Annotated in this window: 17 protein-coding genes; 12 read left to right on the forward strand and 5 right to left on the reverse strand. The window is 52.1% G+C overall.

Going from position 1 to position 23,636, the window contains the following annotated elements; genetic code table 11:
- Nucleotides 1–67: 67 nt before the first annotated feature.
- Entirely contained in the window at nt 68–1,651 is a 1,584-nt protein-coding gene (locus ACFVVF_RS19940) for a helix-turn-helix domain-containing protein (protein ID WP_387813482.1), read from the reverse strand.
- A gap of 97 nt (nt 1,652–1,748) precedes the next feature.
- Complete coding sequence (locus tag ACFVVF_RS19945; RefSeq protein WP_387813485.1) at nt 1,749–2,765, reverse strand: ABC transporter substrate-binding protein; 1,017 nt, start codon at nt 2,763–2,765, stop codon at nt 1,749–1,751.
- Nucleotides 2,766–3,032: 267 nt separating this feature from the next.
- Between ACFVVF_RS19945 and ACFVVF_RS19950 the strand changes: the two genes are divergently transcribed.
- The 3 genes from ACFVVF_RS19950 to ACFVVF_RS19960 all read left to right on the forward strand — a co-directional run bounded on the left by ACFVVF_RS19950 (nt 3,033) and on the right by ACFVVF_RS19960 (nt 5,921).
- Nucleotides 3,033–4,136 (forward strand): polysaccharide deacetylase family protein, encoded by a 1,104-nt coding sequence (locus ACFVVF_RS19950; RefSeq protein WP_387813487.1) that lies wholly within the window; start codon nt 3,033–3,035, stop codon nt 4,134–4,136.
- A gap of 208 nt (nt 4,137–4,344) precedes the next feature.
- Nucleotides 4,345–5,496, forward strand: coding sequence for an MFS transporter (locus ACFVVF_RS19955; protein WP_387813490.1), 1,152 nt, complete (start codon nt 4,345–4,347; stop codon nt 5,494–5,496).
- A 104-nt stretch (nt 5,497–5,600) separates the two neighbouring features.
- Nucleotides 5,601–5,921 carry a hypothetical protein gene (locus ACFVVF_RS19960; RefSeq protein ID WP_387813493.1) on the forward strand — a complete coding sequence of 107 codons (321 nt, stop codon included), beginning with the start codon at nt 5,601–5,603 and terminating at the stop codon, nt 5,919–5,921.
- Between the two features lie 1,711 nt (nt 5,922–7,632).
- Here ACFVVF_RS19960 and ACFVVF_RS19965 read toward each other — a convergent pair.
- Nucleotides 7,633–8,373: a hypothetical protein gene (locus tag ACFVVF_RS19965; protein ID WP_387813495.1), complete on the reverse strand. Its 741-nt coding sequence runs from the start codon at nt 8,371–8,373 to the stop codon at nt 7,633–7,635.
- Nucleotides 8,374–8,533: 160 nt separating this feature from the next.
- Between ACFVVF_RS19965 and ACFVVF_RS19970 the strand changes: the two genes are divergently transcribed.
- The 5 genes from ACFVVF_RS19970 (at nt 8,534) to ACFVVF_RS19990 (ending at nt 12,435) form a co-directional block, all read left to right on the forward strand.
- Nucleotides 8,534–9,283 carry a response regulator transcription factor gene (locus ACFVVF_RS19970; protein WP_387813497.1) on the forward strand — a complete coding sequence of 250 codons (750 nt, stop codon included), beginning with the start codon at nt 8,534–8,536 and terminating at the stop codon, nt 9,281–9,283.
- Nucleotides 9,261–10,688 (forward strand): sensor histidine kinase, encoded by a 1,428-nt coding sequence (locus ACFVVF_RS19975; RefSeq protein WP_387813499.1) that lies wholly within the window; start codon nt 9,261–9,263, stop codon nt 10,686–10,688. Before ACFVVF_RS19970 ends, ACFVVF_RS19975 begins: the two co-directional genes overlap by 23 nt.
- Nucleotides 10,689–10,772: 84 nt before the next feature.
- On the forward strand, nt 10,773–11,090 hold the full coding sequence (locus ACFVVF_RS19980) for a thioredoxin family protein (protein ID WP_387813501.1): 318 nt from the start codon (nt 10,773–10,775) through the stop codon (nt 11,088–11,090).
- 4 nt (nt 11,091–11,094) lie between these two features.
- The gene (gene msrA, locus ACFVVF_RS19985; RefSeq protein ID WP_387813503.1) at nt 11,095–11,730 is read left to right on the forward strand and encodes a peptide-methionine (S)-S-oxide reductase MsrA; all 636 of its coding nucleotides are present in this window, start codon (nt 11,095–11,097) and stop codon (nt 11,728–11,730) included.
- 57 nt (nt 11,731–11,787) lie between these two features.
- Nucleotides 11,788–12,435: a hypothetical protein gene (locus tag ACFVVF_RS19990; RefSeq protein ID WP_387813506.1), complete on the forward strand. Its 648-nt coding sequence runs from the start codon at nt 11,788–11,790 to the stop codon at nt 12,433–12,435.
- Nucleotides 12,436–12,541: 106 nt separating this feature from the next.
- On the opposite strand, the gene hflX is transcribed toward ACFVVF_RS19990, so the two are convergent.
- Both hflX and ACFVVF_RS20000 read right to left on the reverse strand, forming a co-directional pair.
- A complete protein-coding gene (gene hflX, locus ACFVVF_RS19995; RefSeq protein ID WP_387814279.1) occupies nt 12,542–13,831 on the reverse strand; it encodes a GTPase HflX in 1,290 nt (429 codons plus the stop codon).
- Between the two features lie 427 nt (nt 13,832–14,258).
- Nucleotides 14,259–15,482: an MFS transporter gene (locus ACFVVF_RS20000; protein ID WP_387813509.1), complete on the reverse strand. Its 1,224-nt coding sequence runs from the start codon at nt 15,480–15,482 to the stop codon at nt 14,259–14,261.
- Between the two features lie 122 nt (nt 15,483–15,604).
- Between ACFVVF_RS20000 and ACFVVF_RS20005 the strand changes: the two genes are divergently transcribed.
- The 4 genes from ACFVVF_RS20005 (at nt 15,605) to ACFVVF_RS20020 (ending at nt 23,613) form a co-directional block, all read left to right on the forward strand.
- A complete protein-coding gene (locus ACFVVF_RS20005) occupies nt 15,605–16,399 on the forward strand; it encodes a helix-turn-helix domain-containing protein (protein WP_387813512.1) in 795 nt (264 codons plus the stop codon).
- Between the two features lie 187 nt (nt 16,400–16,586).
- On the forward strand, nt 16,587–16,784 hold the full coding sequence (locus ACFVVF_RS20010) for a hypothetical protein (protein ID WP_387813515.1): 198 nt from the start codon (nt 16,587–16,589) through the stop codon (nt 16,782–16,784).
- A gap of 149 nt (nt 16,785–16,933) precedes the next feature.
- Entirely contained in the window at nt 16,934–17,650 is a 717-nt protein-coding gene (locus tag ACFVVF_RS20015; protein WP_387814280.1) for an HAD family hydrolase, read from the forward strand.
- Nucleotides 17,651–18,918: 1,268 nt separating this feature from the next.
- Complete coding sequence (locus tag ACFVVF_RS20020) at nt 18,919–23,613, forward strand: S-layer homology domain-containing protein (RefSeq protein WP_387813518.1); 4,695 nt, start codon at nt 18,919–18,921, stop codon at nt 23,611–23,613.
- Nucleotides 23,614–23,636: the final 23 nt, after the last annotated feature.

The following is a 23,636-nucleotide window of genomic DNA, read 5'->3' on the forward strand; positions in this document are numbered from 1 at the left end:
GCCGACAGGCAGACGCTGAAAAAGGAAAGAGGTATCTCCGATGAACCGGGATACCTCTTTTTCCCTTTTATAGCGAGGCTGAACGGCGAATCGTGTTTGCTGCATCAACCAGCTGTCCCATCATGGAGACAGGATCTTCGCGCAGCCAATCCTCATTCAATCTGTAGCAGAGTTTGTTCCTGACAGCAGGAAGCTCTTGCCACATCGGGGTGCTTTGAAGCTCCCGAAATTTGGCTTCTGATTCCGGATCGGACGATACAACGACAAACATATGATCGCCAGCGTACAAGGGCAGTTCCGACGCGTCAATGCGTTCTTTGAACGGATGCCCTTCACGGGCTTGTCCGGCGGCAATAGCGGGTGGTGCCTGGCAAGCCAAATCCCGGTACAAGACGCCGACGTCATAATACACTTCAACTTGCTGGGGCAGTCCGCGCAGCCAGAAGAAGGATACCGTTTCCTTCTCGTGGCCGGAATGGGAGATAAGTTCCTTGGATTGCTCCGCGACAATCCGGTAACGGTCCATCCATTGCTCGGCTTCGTCGGTGCGGCCAATCCACTGTGCAATGTAGCGAAAGCGCTCAAAGAACGGGAGCGACCAAGATACGTCCAGTGTAGGCGCGATTTTCGAATATTCGGAGTAGTGATAGCCGTCAAAGGTTACGATGACATCAGGCTTCAACTCATTCAGTTTCTCTAGGTGAGGGGTTACGACGGTGCTGCCAACGATCTGGATTCCCTCAACCTGTGTCTGGTAATATCGGCTGGTGAGCAACTGGCTGGGTGCTCCTACAGGTTTTATGCCGAGGGCGAGCATCTCGCCCAGAAACTGCAGGGAAGCGACTCGCGGCGGCTGCTTGCGCATGTGCACATAGAGCCGGGGAGATACGCCCGTATGCTGTTTGAAGCTGCGGCTGAAATGGAACGGATCACGGAAGCCGATAGTGCTGGCGATTTCGTGAATCGTATCCTTGGAGTCCAGAAGCAGCTGCTTCGCTTTGCTCATTCGCTGCTCGATGAGGTAGTCGATGGGACTCTTATTCGTTAGCGATCGGAAAATACGCGAAAAATGGCGCGGCGACAAGCCCGCCTTCTCCGCTAGCTGCCCCAGCGTAAAATCATCATTCAGCGAATCCCGCATCTGCTGGATAGCTTGCTCTACAGCCTGTATCGCCTGCAGCTCTTTGTTCTCGTCTGCTGCTTTCATTAATTTGAAAATCAGCTCTTGGAACCAGAGATGATTCTCGTATTCCTCCAGCTCGTTGTTTCTTTTGCGATGGTCATAAAGCGTTTGCGCCAGCTGAAGGATACGAGAGGAAGGACGCGGCTGAATAGCTCCTTCGGGCAAGCTGTCAGGAGCGAGGCTGCTTGGACCGCCAGCGTCTGTACGGGTCGGCAATATGTCGAATTCAATGATATGGACAAAGGTCTGGTCATCCGAACGGTTGGCAATACGCATAGCTGCTCCCGGCTTGATAATGAAGCATCTCCCTCTAGCCAGCGTATACTCCTTCTCGTCAATCCAGAGCGAGCCGCCGCCCTCAGCAGCGATGACGAGGGCGTAGCGCTCCGGCTTCTTTTCCACTTGCCCAGACATGCCTTCGCATGTAAAACAAAGCGAGTCTCTCCATACATACATCCATGAGATCATTGGCAGTCACCTCCTGCTTAAAAACAGAAAAGAGTTCCCCGACGGCTGTCGAAGAACTATTCTCTGCAAGTATTTGCGTTAAATATTGTGGATTAAACTATTCGGACAACAAGCGTACAGCGTCTTTAAGCTGAGCTTGGAACGATAATACGTCATAAGAGAACCAAAGGCTGGAATCAACGGTGTAAATTTTCTTGTTTTTGTAGGCAGGAAGGTTCTGCCAGAGCGAGCTTTCATCGATCTGCTTCAGGAAATCCTTGTCATTGTCGAAACGGACAACGAACAGGCGGTCTGCAGATGCGTACTCAGGAAGCTTTTCCATCGAAAGGTTGATGCCCAACTCGTTATCGCCTTTATTCCACTCCGTTTGCACAAAATCCGTCATCGGGAACTGCAGCGTGTTGAACAAGGTATAGCCGACGTTGCCGTCACCATATACGCGCAGCTGGCCTTTCGCGAAACCGCCGATTACGACAGCGCCGAACGTTTCGCCTTTTTCAACTTTAGATGCAAGTGTTGCTCTAGCTTCTTCGGCTTCTTTATTGAAGTTTTGCAGCCAAGCTTCCGCTTTGTCGCTTTGGCCGAGTGCGTCCGCTACATTTTTGAAATGGGCAACAGCATCCAGGCCTTCCCATGTCAGCACAATAGTAGGAGCAATTTTGTTCAAGCTTTCAACCTGATCCTTGCTCCATTCTGCCGTAATAATGAGGTCGGGTTCAAGCTCCAATATTTTCTCCAGATTCGGCTCATTCGTTTGACCGATATCAGGGATGTCAGCAATTTGATCTTTCATATAAGTGAAACCGTTCAGAAGGTGGGAAGCAACGCCTGTTGGTTTTGTCTCCAAAGCCATCATTTCCGGCAAATATTGCAGCGCGATGATTTTCTTCGGATGAGTTGGGATCGTAACCTCGCGTCCCAAGCCGTCTTTATATACTCGCGTAGCCGCTTCTTCAGCTGCTGGCGGTGCAGTTTCCGCCGCTGCCTCTGCTGTTGGTGACGGGCTGGCCGCATTTGAATTCGAGTTCGAGCTGCTGTTTCCGCAAGCTGCCAGAACCGATACCATAAGCACCAGAATAAGCAGCAAATATTGTTTGTTCCAAGCCTTAAGCATGTTGTGTTTCCCCTTCTCTACTTTAAAATGATAATCATTATCACCCATTATAGTCAATAACAAATTGGATTGCTATGTCGGATCTGGACGTTTTTTTTATTGGAAATGTCCATTTGTGAACGGTTTGTCTGGCAGCAAAGCCGGATTTTGTCCCAAAAATCGGATAGATTAGTAAGATTGTATTATAGAAGGGGAGAACAGTAGTAGAGTTGTATGCGTTTTCTCTTTATAATACTTGTTATCTCAAAACGGAAATGGGGCTGCAGCATGACGATTAAAGCAGTTTGGAATGGCAATGAGAATGAAAATATTTGCGCATTTACATTTGATGACGGGCCTTCCCGTCTTCCGATTGAAGCTTGGCTGGACGTATTGGACGAGGAAGGCGCAGTAGGCACATTCTTCTTCACCGGCGAGTGGATGGACCGCCATCCGGATCGCGCCCGATTGATACTCTCCCGCGGCCATGTGCTCGCTCCTCATACTTATCATCACCGCAGAATGGCACAGGTGCCGAAGCCTGTATTTTTGGAGCAGTTGAAGCTGACCGAGCTGGCTTATCAAGATGCAACCGGACTTCCGTGTCCGACTTTCATGCGGTTTCCGTATTGTTCATTCCGGGAAGAAAATCTCGACTGGCTTGCCGAGCGTAATTATATAGATATTGAAGGCATTGACTCCGGTGACTGGGCCGGCATTCCAGCGGAAAATATTTTCGCTAAAGTTGAGCCTAAGCTCGAAAAAGGCGCGATTGTCGTCATGCACAGCAATGACATTGCGATCGGTTCGCCTGAAGGCTTGCGGTCATTAATCCGATTGGCCAAGCAGAAAGGGCTTGAGGGCGTTGGAGTTCCTGCTATATTGGAATCAATTGGCGTAAAAGCGAACTACAGAAGCTGGAACATCTCCATTGAAGTTCCTGCGGAGCTAGATCATCCGACCGAACACTGGTCTTATCTGGAAAGCGAGGAGCAGCTTGCTGAGCTTGCCGACCAGACGCTGGAGTGGAGTCTTACGCAATACGAGCAGCATGCGAGCAATCGTGAAGAATGGATGGCTTACCTGCAGCAGCAGCTTCAAGCGCATGGCGCAACGGAGGACCGTGAGCTGTTCGGCTTGCGCAGCTTCGAAGGAACGCACTGGAGCTACGTGCGTATGGGCGTGAGAGGCGATACGCTCGTGCTGCTGGATTATGCGGCGAAGGAAGCGCAAGCGGATACGCTGGTTTATATTTTCCGCTGGGCGGCAGAGACGGCTGCGCGACTTGGGTTAACGCGCATTGAGGCACGCCGCGACCTGCGCCGGGCAGCTGAAATGTGCAGGCAGCTTGGCTGGCCGGCCGAAATTGTGGAGGATGAGTCAGCAGAATAATAGAGCAGCGTTGAAGTATAGTAGAATGATACTGAAATACAATAGAGTGATATTGAAATACAATAGAACAACAAAGTGATAGAACAACAGAGTAATTGAATGACAGAGTGACAGAACAACAGAACAACAGAACAACAGAACAACAGAGTAATTGAGTGATAAGAAGTGTCTTGCGCCAACATAGGCATGCGCCTGAGGAGAAGAGCCGGTGAGAATTTTAGCAGTTTATTATTTTGTTTGGTATTGTGCGGTTTCGGTACTGATTCCTTATACGAGCCTATACTTCAGTGAACAGGGATACACATCAACGAAGGTTGGTCTGATTTTATCGCTATGGGCAATGGTTAGCGTAGTGGCTCAGCCGGTGATGGGGATTATTAATGACCGGATCGGCAATCCCCGTACGATTATGATTCTATGTGCAGTCGTTTCGCCTTTGCTGGGGATGGGCTTTCAGTGGACGAACGGTATTGCGGCTGTACTCGTGCTGTCTGTCTTCTTTGCCTGGTTTCAATCGTCAGGCGGGCCTATTGGGGATGCCATCGCTGTAGAAATCGCCAGCCAGCGCGGATTCTCATTCGGAAGCGTCCGGTTATGGGGAGCGCTTAGTTACGCTATTGGCACATTCGCAACAGGCATTTTGTACGAAAAATACGGCTATGATAACATTTTCAACTACTATTTGGTGTTCAGTCTGTTGATCTGTGTCGTTATCGTATTCCTGCCCTCAGCCAAATTGAAGCGCAGCCGTGCGCCATTGTTTGGCCAGATCGGGGAGGTTATGCGGAACAGGCCGTACATTGTGTTTGTTGTGACCAGCATGTTGATGATGATGTCCGCGAACATGAATATGACGTTTTTGCCGTTGTATTTCAAGGAAATGAACTTCGATAAAACTTGGATCGGCAGCGCGTTCGCTATTGCGGCGCTGATCGAGGTGCCGATGTTCTGGGTGGCAGTTAAGCTCAGCAAACGAATGGGGCGGTACCAGCTGCTCTGTCTGGCTTCTGCCATATATGGCGTGCAGTACTTTATGATGTTTGCTTTCGAGAGCGTCTCAATGACGCTTGCCCTTCAATTGCTGAACGGAGTGGCCTTCGCATTCATTGCCGGCACATCTGTTGAGGTGGTGCAGAGTCTTTCCTCGGAGGGAACGAAGGCGACACAGCAGACGTTGTACACGGCCATATCATGGGGGCTTGGCGGCATTATTGGCAGTGCGCTCGGCGGTGTGATTGTCGACGGCTTGGGCGCCCATTACTTGTATTTGATTCTAAGCGGATTGTGTACGATCGCTTCGGTGCTGTTTTTTGCGTTTAGACGCCATCAGCGCCAAACCGCTTCTGCTGCGGCAGCTTAATAATGACAGTGTGAATGTTGAAGAGACAGAGCGCTTGCCCTGGTCCAGTTGGACCGGGCAGGTGCTCTGTTTTTTTTAGGTAACGCAGCGGAGGCTGAAGAGCCATGAGCGAAGCTGGTTCGCAAAATAGCGAACCGAAATTCGCTGCAGGCAGCGCAGTGGTGACTGATGCAGCCCCGAGCGAAGCAGGTTCGCAAATTAGCGAACCAAAATTCGCTGTAGGCAGCGCAGCGGTGACTGATGCAGCCCCGAGCGAAGCAGGTTCGCAAATTAGCGAACCAAAATTCGCTGTAGGCAGCGCAGCGGTGACTGATGCAGCCCCGAGCGAAGCAAGTTCGCAAATTAGCGAACCAAAATTCGTTGTGGGCAGTGCTGTGGAGGCTGAGCAGCTCCGAGCGAAGCAGGTTCGCAAAATAGCGAACTGAAATTCGCTGTAGGCAGCGCAGTGCTGGCTTTGCGATGCCGCAGCGAATCCAGCTTCGCTATTGGTGAACCTGTGTTCACGGATAGCGAATCTAAGTTCGCAAATGGAGCGACGGAGCTATCCTCTTCGCCCCACAACGAACCTGACTTCGCTAATTAACGAAGAGGCTTCGTTAATACGCTAAAGTAACTTTTTAACGGCCTTAACTGTGTGTTGACTCACGAGATGAGGCCCCGAGCGAAGCAGGTTCGCAAAATAGCGAACCGAAGTTCGCTGTAGGGAGCGCAGTGACGGCTTTGCGAAGCCACAGCGAATCCAGCTTCGCTATTGGTGAACCTGTGTTCACGGATAGCGAAGCTAGGTTCGCTAATGGAACGGCGGTGCTCTCCTCTTCACCCCACAACGAATCTGACTTCGCTAATTAACGAAGCAGCTTCGTTAATTAGCTAAAGCAACTTTTTAACGGCCTTAACTGTGTGTTGAGTCACGAGATGAGGCCTCGAGCGAAGCAGGTTCGCAAATTAGCGAACTGAAATTCGCTGTAGGCAGAACAGTGATGGCTTTGCGATGCCGCAGCGAATCCAGCTTCGCTATTGGTGAACCTGTGTTCACGGATAGCGAAGCTAAGTTCGCAAATGGAGCGACGGTGTTATCCTCTTCGCCCCACAACGAATCTGACTTCGCTAATTAACGAAGCAGCTTCGTTAATACGCTAAAGTAACTTTTTAACGGCCTTAACTGTGTGTTGACTCACGAGATGAGGCCTCGAGCGAAGCAGGTTCGCAAAATAGCGAACCAAAGTTCGTTGTGGGCAGTGCTGTGGAGGCTGAGCAGCTCCGAGCGAAGCAGGTTCGCAAAATAGCGAACTGAAATTCGCTGTAGGCAGCGCAGTGATGGCTTTGCGAAGCGACAGCGAATCCAGCTTCGCTATTGGTGAACCTGTGTTCACGGATAGCGAAGCTAGGTTCGCTAATGGAACGGCGGTGCTCTCCTCTTCACCCCACAACGAATCTGACTTCGCTAATTAACGAAGCAGCTTCGTTAATACGCTAAAGTAACTTTACAACGGTCGTAACTGTCTGTTTCTCGTTTACTAGAGTAACTTATATACGTCCGCATGCAGTTAACGCTCCAAAGTAAATGAGCACGTCTAAACATCGTTAGCACTCCCATGTAACATAAATTGAAAAAGTAGTTTAGAGGTCTGACCGCCCTAAGTGTGCCCGAGCACGGTGTACGTGATTGTACTATGCGCATGGAGGGCGGTTGCGATAAGGGAGCGTGAACAAATCAAGTCGAGCAAATCCAACAATAGTTAACGAACTAAAATAACAGGGGTACATCAGAAGCAGCCAAACAGCGAACCGCGAACCGCGAACAACGGACAACGAAAAACGAAAAACGAATAGCGAACAACCAACAACCAACAACCAACAACCAACAACCAACAACCAACAACCAACAACCAACAACGAACAGCCAACAACCAACCAAAATTCGCTGCAGATCTGCTCGTGTAGGTTCGAGAGTCTGCAGCGAATCTAGGTTCGCTATTGCTATTGGATGAACTTGTGTCACGATTAGCGTAAGTCGGGGTTCGCTCAGAGCGAGCTTGACTTGGCTAATTAACGACGCAGGTTCGTTGGGCGGAGCTTCCCGGGTTAAAGTTATGTTTGTACGTCACGAGCCTATCGATCAATCACCAGCCCCAATTATTCAGCAGCAGCTTCGAGCTGTTCGACTTGCAGCTTGTATTGCTCATACAGCTTCGCAAGCGATTCTTTGATTGCTGCTCCGTCTTTGCTTTCAACAGCTTTAGCCAGCGCGATTTCTGCACGGAGGAAGGACTGATCCGCTTCGCTTGCTTCCAGAGCAGCTGCTGGCGTCAGCGAGACTGCTCCGTCTTTGGAAAGCTCGGCCAGCTTGTCGGGATCGATCGCTTTGCCTTCAATAAACTCACCTTTGACGATTTTATCACCGGCAGCTGCCGTTGTAGCTGCAGTTCCTTCAACTCGTTTCACCTCGCCTACAACCTTCAGATCCTTCGCGTCGAGAACTTTAACGTTAGAGAGGTCAAAATCTTTAACATTTACGGAGTCCACCGCTTGAAGTCTTACGGAGACCGAACCGTCTTCTACGGGAACTGCTTCTCCAACTTGAACATTGGCAAAACGATTGCTGATCGCTTTGTCGTACGCAGCCAGAATCGATTTCCAGTCATTTTCGGTTTCCGGTGCATATTTTTTCGCCAGTTCAAGCGGGTTGGTGAAGCTGTTTACGACGGACACTGTTTTAGCCGAGTCGAGTTTGCCGTCTTGCGAAGCCACATATCTGCCAGTAATGTTAAAAGGTTTGTCTGTGTCGGTTGCAGCATTGGCGATAGCTGCGCCAGCGATGCTGGACATGATCAGGGCGGACAGGGCTACACGGGAAATAATCGTTTTGTGGTTCATTAGGAACACACTCCTTCGCGGTTTGTTTTGTCTTACAGGGACTACTTTACCGGACAGGTATGGCAGAACATTGGTTGATTTGTGGAAAAACGATGGCACGCCCCCATACCGCCTGCCGCCTTGGTATACTTAGAGCAGCAATGTACAGGAGGTATTCGGCGTGCCTAACAACAACAATTACCGCATCGCGATTGTAGACGATGATCAGCATATACGGCATTTGGTAGAGGTTTATTTGAACAGAGAAGGCTATGAGACGATCGCCATGGAAAGCGCAGAGGAGGCTTGGGAGCTGTGGCGGACGAGCCCTCCCGATCTATGGGTGCTGGACGTCATGCTTCCGGGAATGGACGGGTATGAGTTCTGCCGGCGTATCCGCAATGAAGGAGACGTGCCGATCATTATGATTTCCGCCAAAGATAATGAAGTGGATAAAATATTAGGGCTGGAGCTTGGCAGCGACGATTATATGGTAAAGCCGTTTAGTCCGAGAGAGCTGGTTGCCCGCATTAAGCGGCAGCTGCAGCGCTGGTATAAATACCGGAATGCGGATGAGAGCAGCGTATCCTCAGCACTGCTTCCTGCAGAACGGATTGAGCGCGGCGAGCTGCAATTGATACTGGATGAACGGCGCGTGTTCTGGCACGGCGAAGAGATCGATATGACGAGCAAGGAATTTGCGATGCTAAAAGTATTTGCCGAGTATCCGAACCGGGCGTTCACCCGGTCAGAGCTGCTGACACTCATCTGGGGTGATGATTATTTCGGCAGCGATCGCGCAGTCGATCACCTGATCAAACGTGTACGTAAAAAAATGGAGCAGCTGCCCATCGAATCGGTATGGGGGCATGGCTACCGCATGAGAACGGAAGGGAGCGTGCAGGCGAATGAAATTGGTCCATCAAATTAATATCGCTTTTGGAGTGGCGATGGTGCTCGTCTTGTCCATTACGGCTGTTCTGATTCATTATGTACTGCTGGATCATTTTATCGGGACACAGAAGCAGGACATGAAGACGATGGGCAGCTATCTTTCGGCGAATTTGCAAGAGGTTCACTCCCCCACGCTGACCGTTAGCGAGGCCCTGCCTGTTAGCATCCGGCAATTATCCCCTGCTTATGCCAATATTCAAGCGATTGTCAGTGATGAGAACGGCAATATTGTATCTAATGGTACGGCATTGGAAGGCACCACGGCTGCAAAACCTCTGGTAACAGGCAGGACGGACATCAGTACGTCCTTTACCGAGGCGCCCGGGGTAGCTGGAGCCGTGACATCCATTCAAGGAGAGCCTGTGACTGGCGTGGGGTTGAAGGAGCTGTGGACCGGCTCAGACCGCCGGTATTTGGTAGAAGTCAGCACGCTGCCGCAAGGCAAGCTAACGTTGCTAACGCCGGTCAGCAAAATTAAAGAAATCGAGCAGGCGCTGTTAGTTCGTCTGCTGCTCGTGTTTGGCGTAGGCGGCCTGCTCATGCTGCTGTTCAGCCTCCTCATTACGAGAAAGCTGATCAAGCCGCTAATGCGGCTGAAAGAGGAGCTGCAGAAGGTGAAGGGGCGGCAATTTTCCAAAGTGAAGCTCGTGAAGGCAAGCGGGGAAATCGGCTCCGTCGCCCAGACGGTGTATGACATGGCAGGCGAGCTCAATCGGTTCAACAGTGCGCAAAAGCAATTTTTTCAGAACGCATCCCATGAACTGAAATCTCCATTGATGTCGATAGCGGGTTATGCGGAAGGCATTCGGGACGGCGTGTTTGAAGGGGACAGCGTACGCAAGGGGCTGGACATTATTTTGAGCGAGAGCGGCCGCCTGCGAAATATTGTGACCGAAATGACACTGCTGGCGAAGCTGGACAGCGAGGAGGACATTTATAAAGCGTCTCCCGTCAATTTAAAGGAGCTCATACTGGAAACGACGGAAAGAATGAATCCGCAGCTGGTGAAAAAAGACATTCAACTGCATGCGTCATACGATGAACTGGAGCAGTTGAGCATAACGGCTGATCGCGACAAGCTGCTGCAAGCGCTAATCAACGTAGTTGCCAATGCCATTCGTCATGCCGACCGGAATATTTATATTCATGCTAGTGTGGAAAAAGGCCAGATCCGTCTGACGGTTAGCGATGACGGCAAAGGCATACCGGAGGAGCTGCTGCCCTACCTGTTCCACCGGTTTGTAAAAGGAAAAGACGGTGATTCTGGCTTGGGTCTGGCTATTGCCAGAGCGATTGTGGAGCGCTGCGGGGGATGGATTACAGCGGATAACCGCCGTGAGGGCGGCGCGCAGTTTTCCTTCGGCTTTCCTGTTTCCGTGTAGCACAGCTCAGGTTGTGAGGCCCGGCGGCTCCGCTTATACTAAGAGGAGAGGCACTCAACAGGAGCAAGCGAAAGGAATATCGATATGGCTATTCAACCTATTACAGAAGACGATTGGCTTCGCATGAACCGGATTGGTTCCGGAATGGATGCGATACTGTTCTCGACGCCGTTTTGCGGGACGTGCAAGGTCGCTGAGCGAATGCTCGAAATCGCGGATACAGCTGGAGTTCCAGCCACACTTTATAAAATGAATATGAACTACTCGCCCAAGCTGCGCGAGGCATGGCGCATTACTAGCGTTCCTTGCCTTGTGATGGTGAAAGACGGCGAGCCCGTTCGTTTTGAATACGCAATGCGTTCCGTCGATTATTTGTACAGCCTTCTTAAGGAGGCTGAATAGCCAGATGAAGGATGCGGCGCTGCGGACAGCAACTTTAGGTATGGGCTGCTTTTGGAGTCCGGAAGCCTTGTTTGGGCATTTGCCCGGAGTCATTCGCACGGCAGTCGGCTACGCCGGAGGGACAACGCCTGCCCCCACTTACCGGGAGATGGGCGATCATTCGGAGACGGTGCAGCTCCAGTACGATCCGAATCAGCTGGCCTTTCAGCAGTTGGTCGAGTTGTTCTGGCAAAGCCATAACCCCATTAATATTAATGGCTATAAAGGAACGCAGTATATGTCGTTATTGTTCTATCATGATGAGGAACAAGAGGAAGTCATCCGTCAGGTTATTGAGAACCGGATTAAGCAGGGATACGATCAGCCGGAGACACGGATAGCAGCTTATGCAGCGTTTTACCCGGCGGAGGACAGACATCAGAAATATTATTTGCAGAGATACCCTGATGCGATGGACAAGCTGACAGCCCTATATCCAGACAAGCAGGAGCTGTACGGTTCAACGCTCGCAGCCCGGCTTAACGGCTTGGCGAAAGGCTATACGAGCATGGAGCGCATTCGCTCCGAGCTAGAGGACTGGAACATCGGGTCGGGTGAACGAATGGAGATGCTTGAGCTTCTGCGCCGGATCAAATGGTAGCTTTTGTCCAATCCCAATGACTATGGAGCTCTGTAAAAACGAGAAGGAGTGCGAAGCATGCAGCTGTTTGCCTTAAAGACGGATTTGCTCAAGGCTGGCAGAATGTCGGCTTTTCTCGAGGATCATTATATTTGCATCGGCTGGCCGGGAATTGGCGATCTGGAGCGGATGGAGCCGGATGAAGCGATGGCTTCGCTGGCGAAAGTGTATCGTCTTGAAGGGCAGGAACTCGCCGACCGGATGCAGGAAATCAGTATGTTTGCGTATGGAATGGCAGATGGCGATTATGTGCTCGTCAAGGACGGGAAGGATATCCATGTCGGCGATCTCGGCGACTACTACTATGTGGAGGATGCCGATACGCCGGAGGACGGCACCTGCCATCGGCGCGGTGTGACGTGGCTGAAGACGGTACACGCTGAGGTCCTGGTTGCGCCTGAGCTGCAGCGCTTGCTGCACGAGGAGCGGGCCATCGCCTGGCTGGACCGCCCCGTAGACAAGGTCACGCTGGAGCGCTGGCTTTCAGGAGCTGGAATAACGGAGCCAGGCAGCGAAGCTGGAGCAGCTTCTGCAATAGATCAAGCGCCCGTAGACGCTGCCACGCTCCAAGCGGCGCTGGACATTCTGAAGGCAGCGCTGTACAGCGAGGATGCAGAGCGAAGGGAGCGGGCTGCTGTCGCTATTTTGGCATACGCGAAGCCTTGAGATTAGCACGTGAACAAGAAAAGGCACGCCCCGCGGGGGCTGACTCTCTCTTAAACAAGAGGATCAGTTACCGCAGGGGCGTGCCTTGTTTGATATACCTTATCAATTAAGAGGTTTGAAGCACGGTTACCTCATCCTTGTAACGCTCGAAGTCGCTTCTCCGGCATTCCATAACGAGCCGGGTTCCTTCTTCCTCATAGTCCGTCGACTGCACATGCGCATGTTCGTTGAAATAGGCCACAAGCCGGCCTTGAGTGTACGGGATAAGCAGCTCACATTGCACATAGTCGTTGAAGATTTCGCCGCGAACCAATTCAATCAGCTCATCGAGCCCCGCGCCTTCCCGGACGGAGAGGAAGATGTTGCCGTCGACTGTTTGCGGGAACGGATGATCCGTCAGGTCGCATTTGTTGTAGGCGTAGATCATCGGAATGTCGAGCGCGCCCAAGCTTTTCAGCGTGTCATTGGTGACCGTGATCAGTTGCTCGTAATCCTCATGCGCATAATCCACGACATGAACGAGCAGGTCAGCTTCGGTGACTTCCTCTAGTGTAGAACGGAACGCTTTGACGAGATGGTGGGGCAATTGGCTTACGAAGCCGACTGTATCGGTAAGCAGGAAGCTTTTGTTGTCAGGCAGCTCGATGCTTCGCACCGACGTCTCCAGCGTAGCGAACAGCATATCCTGGGCAAAAACAAACTTGTCGCTCTCCGGATGAAATTTCTCGATGAGCGCGTTCATCATGCTGGATTTGCCTGTATTCGTGTAGCCCACGAGACAGACGACAGGCACTTCGTTCTTTTTCCGCTGCTTCCGCTGAATTTGGCGTCTGGCAACGAGCTTCTCAAGCTCGGCTTGCAGCGCTGTAATGCGCTCTTCGATTCTGCGGCGGTCGAGCTCCAGCTTCGTTTCGCCCGCACCTCTGTTTTTAAGGCCGGAGCCGCCCCCTTGCCGTCCAAGTGATGCGCGAAGGCCAACGAGACGAGGCAGCATATATTGCAGCCGTGCGACTTCAACCTGAAGCTGGGCTTCTCTTGTTTTGGCCCGTTCCGCGAAAATATCCAGAATAAGAATCGTCCGGTCGATAACGGTGCATTCGAGCTCGGATTCCAGGTTGCGGATTTGCGAAGGCGACAGCTCATCGTTGAAGATGATAACATCCGCCTCATGACCGTGCAGAAGCGCACGAAGCTCATCGATTTTTCCGGTGCCGATATAGTGGGAAGGGTTGATGCGGCTCGCTTTCTGGCTCAGTTCATCAACAACCTCAATAAAGCAGGCTGACGCCAAATTGCGCAGCTCCTGCATGGAATAGGCAAAGTCTGTTTGACCTTGCAGCTGAACGCCGACAATAATCGCTTTTTGCTGCTGCTGCAGCAAGGTTTGGTTTTCCATCATAGATCTATCATCCTCCAAACACATATTAAAAAAACAAAAAAACACAGGCCAGAGAAATCTGCCTGTGTACACAGTGTTGGCGAGAGGATATCAGCGGAAAAAGTCCAATCGACGCCATTAACCGCAGCCTGTGAAAAAAGGCGCAGCATCCTCCCATAGCTGAAAGAGACGGACATTGCGGGCAAGCCGCAGTCCGTTCCCCAGCATGGGCTGCAAAGACTTAACTTATACGTTAAGTCTGCGGGTTACGTCAACATGTAGACAGACTAATCCTGAGTCCTCTGCCACAGGCAGAGCTTTGTCGCTATTCATGGCTAATTAGCCGCGCAAAGTTCTAACTCGGATAAAGTCCACCACACGTAACCCTCCGTTCCATTTCCTGAATTGAATACAGTGTAGCATAGCTCTTTGAATCAAGCAAACGTTAGACTTGCTGTCCCATAATTTTCGAATCCTTCGGCAGGAAGAGCGCGAATAGGCCAAGCAGAGGCAGGAAAGCGCAAACCTTGACCATCAATTCAACGCCATGCGCATCCATTAGCCAGCCCATTACGACGGAGCCAAGTCCGGCGAGACCGAAAGACAGGCCGAAGAACAAGCCGGCAATCGTCCCGACATGACCAGGCAGCAGCTCCTGCGCATAGACGATGATGACCGAAAAGCCCGACATGAGAATGAGACCGATGGCGATGCACAGGAAGATTGCGCCTACAGGTCCGGCGTAAGGCAGAAGCAGAGAGAACGGCGCCGTGCCGAGAATGGAAAACCAGATAATTTTTTGTCTGCCAAACCGGTCTGCCAGCGGACCACCCAGGAACGTTCCGACCATTCCGGCGAATTGCAGAGCGAACAGAACAATTTGAGCGCGGTCAAGCGGCAAGTTATAGCTGTCCATGTAGTAAAAGGCATAATAGCCGGTCATGCTGGCCAAATAAACGAATTTGGAGAACAGCATCAGAATGAGAATACCCAGCACGAAGCCGATAAAAGGCTTGCTGAAGCGTTTGGCGGCAGGAGCGGCGGACACTTTGGCTGCTTTTTTGGCAGCGGCGGCGACCCGGTATTGCTCGCGGTACCATTTGCTGATCCGGTATTGAATAAGAATGCCGGCGACGGCTAGCAGCGTGAACCACAGGAAGCCTAACTGTCCTCTTGGACTGATAATAAAGGCGACCATAAGCGGAGCGAGTGCCTGACCGGCATTGCCTCCTACCTGGAAGACGGACTGGGCGAAGCCTTTGCCTTTGCCTGCCGCCAGATGGGCGACACGCGATGATTCAGGGTGAAGCACAGAGGAGCCTACGCCGATTAATGCGGCTGCCAGCAGCAGAACAGCGTAAGACGGAGCGAGCGCGAGCCCGACCATTCCGAGCAGCGTAAACACCATGCCGAGCGGAAGCAGAATCGGGAGCGGCTTGCGGTCCGTATAGAGGCCGATAAGCGGCTGGAGGATGGATGCGGTAATGTTCAGCGTGAACGCTACCCATCCGATCTGGACAAAGCTTAATTGCAGCTGCTGCTGGAAAATGGGAAAAACAGCAGGTACGACGGACTGCATCGCATCATTGAGCAGATGCGCCGCGCTGACGCCGAGCAGGATCGTCATCGCGGTCTGGTTGGCCTTTCCGGCCACTACGGCTTGCGACATGCATATCAACTTCCTATCTTGTAGATTTAGAATTCATCTTAGCCGATATTGGAAGGGTTATCGACGCGAAAATTGCTTTCTATTCGCGCAATATTTGCTATAATTACGCCAGGGTGAGCGCCATGCAAATGCAGATGCAAATTATTTTGCCGGAATTAGAGCTGCATAAAATAGAGAATGAGTTTTACAATAAACCGCATTCCCACGACAGCCAGTATCAGATTACCGTGCCGGTCAAAGGGAGCTGCGATTTTAATTACGAGAACCGGGATATGGCGCTCGGCGCGGGAGAAGGTCTGATCCTCAGTCCCGCTGACCGTCATTCCTTTCATATGGGGAGCGATTCCAGCATCATCATCGTCATTGCGAAGGATGACCGGATCGGACGTGCATTCGAGAGTACCCCGGCGAAGCTGAGACCGTTCGATCCCGCAGATATGCTGGGTTATTTCCACCGCTGGGCGTCGAATATACTGGCGCTGGAGCATATGGACCCGCTTGCTGTGCAGGAGACGCAATCGCTTGCTCTTGAGGACCTTCAGGGCATGCTGGCGGCAGGCGGGCATCGCCGCGAGGAACCGGCTGCGCTAGCAGATCGGCTATCCGACCGGAACGCGCTGCAGGTGCTGGAATATATCCGCGCCCATTATACTGAGCAGCTCGATATTGATCAGCTTGCTTCTATCGCGCTGCAAAGCCGGTATCATTTTATCCGCTCCTTTAAGCTGGCAGTAGGCGTAACTCCTTATCAATACGTGCTGCAGCTGCGGGTTGAAGAAGCGAAAAGGCAGCTGCGGATGAGCGAGCATACGGTGACGGATATTAGCTATAATGTCGGATTCTCCAGTCCGAGCCAATTTTACCGGGTATTTATGAAGTTTGCAGGCGTAACGCCGGAGGGCTACCGGGGGATGTAAGCTTTGGTTTGGCAATATCGCGGCGTATCGGGGAGCATCCGGGTGTATCACTCCGAATTTTTCCTATTCAGGCGCCGTACTCCTGCTAGCATGCGAATTTTCAGAAATCCCGCGCCGTTATGCGGTTTTCCATGTTTTTTCATCTCCGATATAATAGATAGGGAATGAAAAAGGATGGTGAATGGACATGAGTTACATGACTTACAAAGACGTGTTGGGACGCAGAAGCGCGATTCTGAAGCGCAACATCGGCCGGATGATTCTGAAGGACAACAGGCAGGGACTTAGTGTGTACGAGAGCAATGTCTATCAATCAATGCTGAAGAAGCTTCACCATAACGAGAATGCGCTTCAAGAGGCTAGAAAACAAGACGACGAATCCTAGATTAAATCCTTTTATGCTAAGCAATTAGTTGCCGCTAAACCTTGGCTGTGTTCATGCGTATTCTTGCGTGTGGATGCAGTCAGGGTTATTTTGTTTGGGGCGGAATGGTAGAATGGAAGACGAATAGAGAGACAGGAGTGTTGGGCCGGATGGACGAGAGACAGCTTGGTTATTTTTTCGACGTGGACGATACGCTTTATGATCATTTAACGCCTTTCCGTAAGGCGGTCGAGGCAGTGGCGGGAGTGAACGATGCCTTCCCGTACGAAGCGGCGTATCATCGGATGCGCTATTACAGTGATTTGCTGTCGCTTGAGCTTGGCGGAGCAGGTGCAATGGGTACGGGCAGTGCGATGGAAGAGATGCGGCGGAACCGGTTCGTGCTGTCGCTTGCGGAGTTTGGCATCGAGCTCAGCGTGGAGCAGGCCGCGGAGATGCAGGCCGCCTACATCGGCTGCCAGTATGAGATTGAGATGTTCGCAGGCGCTCGCGAGCTGATTGAGAAGCTGGTCCGCGCAGGTCATGTGGTGGGGCTCATTACGAACGGGACGGGCGAGCATCAGATGAATAAAATCCGGGCAATGGAGCTGGACGGGCTGATCCCGCCTGCCTATCAGTTTGTCTCGGGCGTCGTCGGCTGGGACAAGCCGGATGGACGGATTTTCGCCCATGTCAACGAAGCGACGGGCACGCTGGCTGCGAACAGCTTCTACATCGGCGACTCCTGGCGCAATGATGTGATTGGGGCGGCGGAGGCCGGCTGGACGGTCATTTGGTTCAATCACCGCGGGGTGGAGCCGGAATCGGCGCATCAGCCGCATCATACGGTGAAGAGCTATGCCGAGCTCGCGGAGTTGTTGCTGTAGTTGTAGTACCTCATTGGCTCGAAGCTCCGCCGTTGCTGCCGCGTCGGTTATTTGGGCAGCACTTAAGGTAATGCGCGCTTAGTACGCGCGAAGCTGCTTCGCTTATGTCCATTAGTGATCGAACGAAGCAGCTTCGCTTATGTCCAGTTAGGGAGCGAACGAAGCTGTTTCACTAATGTACAGTTAAGGTGCGAACGAAGCAGCTTCGCAAATTAACGAAGCTAAGTTCGCTGTTTGAAGGGGGAAGCTCCATATTCTCAGTTTAGCGAACCAATTTTCGCTAGTCGAGAACCTAGGTTCACCACTAGCGAAGCTAAATTCGCTGTAGCTTTCCCTATTGATGGTGAACCGCTGCGCAGCGAACTTCGCTTCTCTATTTAGCGAAGCAGCTTCGCTGCGGGATCTCATATTCGTCTCAAGCGGTCAGTCAGTTCAAGAATGAATAGCTATTACTAAACGGTGCCTCGTTGCGAAATGTAGCAACCATCTCAAAAAGGGTATGCAGCTTAGTAGGGCTAACAGTGAACTATGTTTCGCAACGAGGTAAGTGCGTGGACATATCACAGCAGCAGGGCGAGCTCTTGTGTGAGTTTATTAGTTTTTCTTCGTTCTACTTGCTGAAAAAAAGTGAACGAAGCTGGTTCGCAAATTAACGAAGCTAGATTCGCTGTAGCTTTCCCCATCGATGTTGAAACGCTGCGCAGCGAACTTCGCTTCGCTATTTAGCGAAGCAGCTTCGCTGCGGAGGCCTCACTTGTCTTCAACTGCCAGGCAGCTCACGAGATAGCTAATAGTGAACTATGTCTCGCAATTAGCGAATTTCGCTTTGCTGCGGGTTTCCGCATGCATTTCAAGCTGCCAGGCAGCTCAAGCATAGCCAACCCCCGCTGCAAAGTCAGAGACAAACACGCATCACCCAGCGCCGGTGCCATCGCAGCACGCGGGGCTCGGTAGCACGTCGGCGGTCAAACCTCGAGGACTTCGTGCATCCATTTTAGAAATCGATTTCAAAAATGAATAGATTCTAATCAAGCAGGAATAACGCCGTATTCCCTTTACTATACTAACTTTGTTAACGATATAAACAATAAAGCGTTTTCAAATAATTATTGAAATCGATTTCAAAAGGTGATATTATCCACTCAGACAATTCTGCATGAGATGACATCGGATATAGGCCTGCCTGAACGGAAGGTGCGCGGTACAGCAGTGGAAACTCGAAGTAACAGGCGGTTAGAATCAATCAATGGAGAGGGGTACAAACAGTCATGAAAGCAGGGAAACTGCAAAAATTCACGGTCAACACGTTGGTTTTGGGCTTGTTGTTCACCGGATTTGGCGGCGCAGCCGCTCCGAGAGCTTCAGCGGCGGGGGAAACGCCTGTCAGCGTATGGATGACGACTGGCGATAAAACCAATTTGTTGACACAGCAGCCGGACGTCGCTTTCGGAGCCGACAGCGGCCGTGAAGCGGAGCCGATCACTGTAAATGTAGATGAGCGGACAAGCTATCAAAGTATAGACGGCTTTGGGGGCTCGCTGACCGATTCCTCGGCTTGGCTCATTCACGGGATGGAAGACGGGCCTAGAAGCGAGCTGATGAACAAGCTTTTTGGCCGGACTGACGACGGAATTGGCATGAGCTATGTCCGGCTGCCGATGGGAGCCAGTGATTTTGCGAGAAGCATTTATACGTACAATGATATTCCGGCTGGAGAGACGGATCTGAATTTGGAGCGTTTTTCAATCGAACATGACAGCGCATACATTATCCCGGTGCTGAAGGAAGCGCTGACCATCAACCCGCAGCTCAAAATCATGGGCTCGCCATGGAGCGCACCGGCTTGGATGAAGGACAACGGTTCTTTGATCATGGGCAAGCTGAAGCCGGAATATTACGGCGTATATGCGGATTACTTCGTGAAGTTTATTAAGGCTTATGAGGCGGAGGGCATTCCGATTGACGCCGTTACGCTTCAGAACGAGCCGCATCACGAGGCTTCCAACTATCCCGGCATGCGAATGGAGCCTGAGGATCAGGCGGAGCTAGCTAAGCATCTGGGTCCGGCTTTTGAAGCGGCGGGCATCACGACCAAGATTTTGGTTTGGGATCATAACTGGGATGAACCCGATTACCCGATTAACATCTTGAACGATCCGGAGGCGAAAAAGTACATTGCCGGCTCGGCGTTCCACGGCTATGCAGGCAAGGTGGAGAATCAGGCACAGGTGCATGATCTTCATCCGGATAAGGACATCTATTTCACAGAGAGCTCAGGCGGCGAGTTTGCGCCGGATTTTGGCTCCAATGTGGCATGGGATGTGCAAAATCTAATTATTGGGGCTACGCGAAACTGGGCTAAAACGTCGCTGAAATGGAACATCGCGCTTAATAATGAGCATGGCCCAAGAGTAGGCGGCTGTGCGAATTGCCGCGGCATCGTCACAATCGACGAGGAGACGGACTCCGTGAAGTACAATGAAGAGTATTATGCATTCGGACAGGCGAGCCGGTTCGTGCTGCCAGGTGCGGTTCGAATCAAATCGAATACGTATGGAGCAGGCAGCATTGAGAATGTGGCGTATCGCAACCCGGACGGCTCTAAGGCGCTGCTGGTACTCAATTCAGCCAAGCAGTCCAAAACCTTCAAAACCAGATGGGGAACGCAAAGCTTTACGTACACTCTCCCCGCTGGCGCTGTTGCGACCTTCGTCTGGAATGGTGAGCAATCAGGTGTTGGAGCGATAAGCCCGTATTCCAGAACGGAAGCTGAAGAGTTCAATCAATCGAGCCAAATCGTCAAAGGGATCGCTGAGGACGATGGCGGCGGCCAATATGCAGCTCCGACTGGCGATGGCGGTTATATTGCTTTCGACCAAGTGGAGTTTGTGAATGGTACGGCAAGCTTGCGCGTGAGAGCGGCTGCTGAAAGCGACGGACGAATCGAGTTCAGGCTGGATAGCCCGACAGGCGCTTATGCGGGCGGAGTCGACCTCTCTGATACAGGAGGCCTTCAATCGTGGAAGACCAAAACCGTGCAGGTAGACGGTATTGCCGGAACGCATAAGCTGTATGCTGTATTTACTGGCAATGTGCGTTTGAACTGGTTCCAGTTCTCTTCTGATTTTGCACAGGACGGCAACAATTATTTGAGCATCGGAGGAGGCTTCGAGGAACCCGGTCTGGCTGGCTGGAGCAGCTGGAGTCCGGAAGGTCAGCCATCTGCGCAAAAAGCAGATGGAGAGAAACCTCGTACCGGCAACTATAAGCTGACGCACTACTCCAATGAAGCTTATCAGCAAACGACTTATCGCACGGTTAAAGTGCCAAACGGCATGTACAAAGCTTCCGTATGGTATCAAAAGGGCGGCAGCACGAATGTCAGCCTGGAAGCTAAAAATTACGGCGGACCTGATATCAGCGTATCGGCGGGAACGACGGGTTATGTCGGAGATTGGACGCAGATTATCATCCCAGCCATCCCGGTGACGAACGGGCAATTGGAGATCGGCATTCACTCCAATAATGCAGCCAATGAGTGGGCGGCTTTCGATGACGTGGAGCTGATGCGCATTACGACGAAGGCACCTGCAACAGCGCAAGGCGCTGGAGCACCGGAAACACCGCAGAACGTTGCTGCAACGCTGCAAGGCGGTCACAATATTAAGCTGGACTGGGGTGCTGTTGAAGGTGCCGCGGGCTATAAAATTTTCCGCTCCGGCATCGATTCGGATTCCGTATCGGATTCGGTCTACGCGGACTATCGTCTCGTTAGTGTGGTATCGGGCTCAGCAGGTACGTATACCGATCAAGGCTTACGGGGCAGCACTTCCTATTCCTACCGGATAACGGCTTATAATGCCGATGGCGAGTCAGCTGCTTCCGCTTCGGCGACGGCAACGACAGAGCCGGGCTCTGATACGACAGCACCAGCAGCGCCAGTTGGCCTGACTGCTGAGCCTGGCGTGGAAAGGGTCATGCTGGTCTGGGAAGCGAATACGGAAAGCGACTTCCTGAAATACAATGTTTACGTTAATGGCGTGAAGCGGGCTTCGGTAGATCCAGCAACGGAGTCACGTTATACGGTTACTGGCCTCAAGGCTGGTCAGCGTTATGAGTTTGCAGTAACGGCAGTTGACCAGGCCGGCAATGAATCGGCAAGAAGCGAAGCGGTATCGGCAACACCGACGGCGGCTGGCGTGCTTGTGCCGTTCCCGAATATGGATTTTGAGACAGGGGTTCTTGAGCCGTGGCAGGAATGGCATCCGGATGGCCAAGCTTTGGCTGCTTTTGTTGACAGTGATTCCCCGCGCGGTCAATATAAATTGACGCATTGGGGCGGATCGGCGTATAAGCAGTCTACGTACCGGACGCTTGAAGTGCCTAACGGCAATTATAAGGTGCAAGTATGGGTGCGGACCGGAGGAGGTCAGAACACGTTCCAGCTGGAAGTGAAAAATTACGGCGGCGATTTGCGGACGAGAGATTTGCGCAGCGCCAGCGGCGGCACTTGGACGTTATTCGCCATCGACCAGATTGCGGTAACGGAAGGCAAAATGGAGATCAGCGTATTCTCCGATGCGAAAGCGGGCAACTGGGCAGCCATCGATGATTTTGAAATTTACAGCTATCCATCGAACGGAACGCCTCCTACGGAGCCGGGCGGCTCTGATGGTTCCGGCGGTTCCAGCGGTGGCGGGACAGTCGTGACTGGGCCGACCGTAACGAGGGAAGGAAGCACGTCGGTAATCTCCGGCTTGCAGCCTAAGCAGGAACAAGGCGCGGACAACCGCCAAGCGGCTGTCTTTGGCATCGAGGCTTCGCTGCTTGAAAAGGCAGTACAAGGAGACGGCGTACAGGTCATTCAGATTGACGTCAGAGAAGCTGCGAAGGGTCAGCGCAACGTGCAGGTGGCATTGCCAGCATCAGTGCTGCAGGCTCTGGCGGCGAAGAACGATAAGCTTAGTATCACCGTTGTGAGCCCATTTGGCTCCTATGAGCTGCCTTTGTTAGCAGTAGCCTCTCAGTTGAGCAAAAGCGGTGCCGAAGCGCAGCTTCGTATCGCCATCCGCAGCCTGGAGGGTGAAGAAAAGCTTGCGAAGGAGGCGGCGATTCAGAAGCAAGGCGGACAAGTGGTCAGCCAGCCTGTTGCGTTTACTGTATGGATCGGCGCAGGTGACGCTTGGCAGGAAGTGACTAGCTTCGGTTCTTATTTTCCTGTACGTACGCTGCCGCTTGGAGCAAGTGGTAAGCCGGCATCAGCAACAGGAGTAATGGTTGATGAAGATGGCGGTCTGCATCCGGTTCTAACCGTGTTCAATACGGGAAAAGATGGGCAGCTGCAAGCTGTTATCCGTGCGAACCACAACAGTGTATATGCAGTTGCAGCAGCTAATAAAAGCTTTGCCGATACGAAAGGACATTGGGCGGAAAAAGAAATTCAGTCCTTGTCGTCCCGCTTTATTTTGAACGGGGTTCTCGAAGACCGGTTTGCACCTGAACGTCAGGTTACCCGCGCGGAATGGGCGGCGATGCTGACCCGGGCGCTTGGTCTGGTGCCGAGCCAAAGTGAACAATCGGCTAGTTTCAGTGACGTACCGGCGGAACGCTGGTATGAACAGCCGATCACGGCTGCTGCAGCGGCCGGTCTTATGCAAGGCTTGCCGGGCGGCAAGTTTGAGCCGGAAGCGAAGGTGACGAGACAGGAAATGGCGGCTTCGTTGGCACGTGCCCTCTCTTTCATGGGGCATACTCCGGCAGCCGGTCAAGGCGCGCAGAAGCTTGAAGCGTTCAAAGACCGCGCCGATATCGCGGCATGGGCTGTGACAGGGATGACGCAGGCGCTTGATGCCGGTCTCGTGACGGGTCAAGCGAGCGGATTCTTTTACCCGAATAAAGCGGCTACCCGTGCAGAGGCTTCTGCTGTTCTGTACCGGTTGATCGAAGCGGTTCAATCGAAGTAAATGGCTAGCCTGGGCGGTCACAG

This window comes from Paenibacillus sp. NPDC058174, assembly GCF_042883865.1.
Lineage (GTDB): Bacteria > Bacillota > Bacilli > Paenibacillales > Paenibacillaceae > Pristimantibacillus.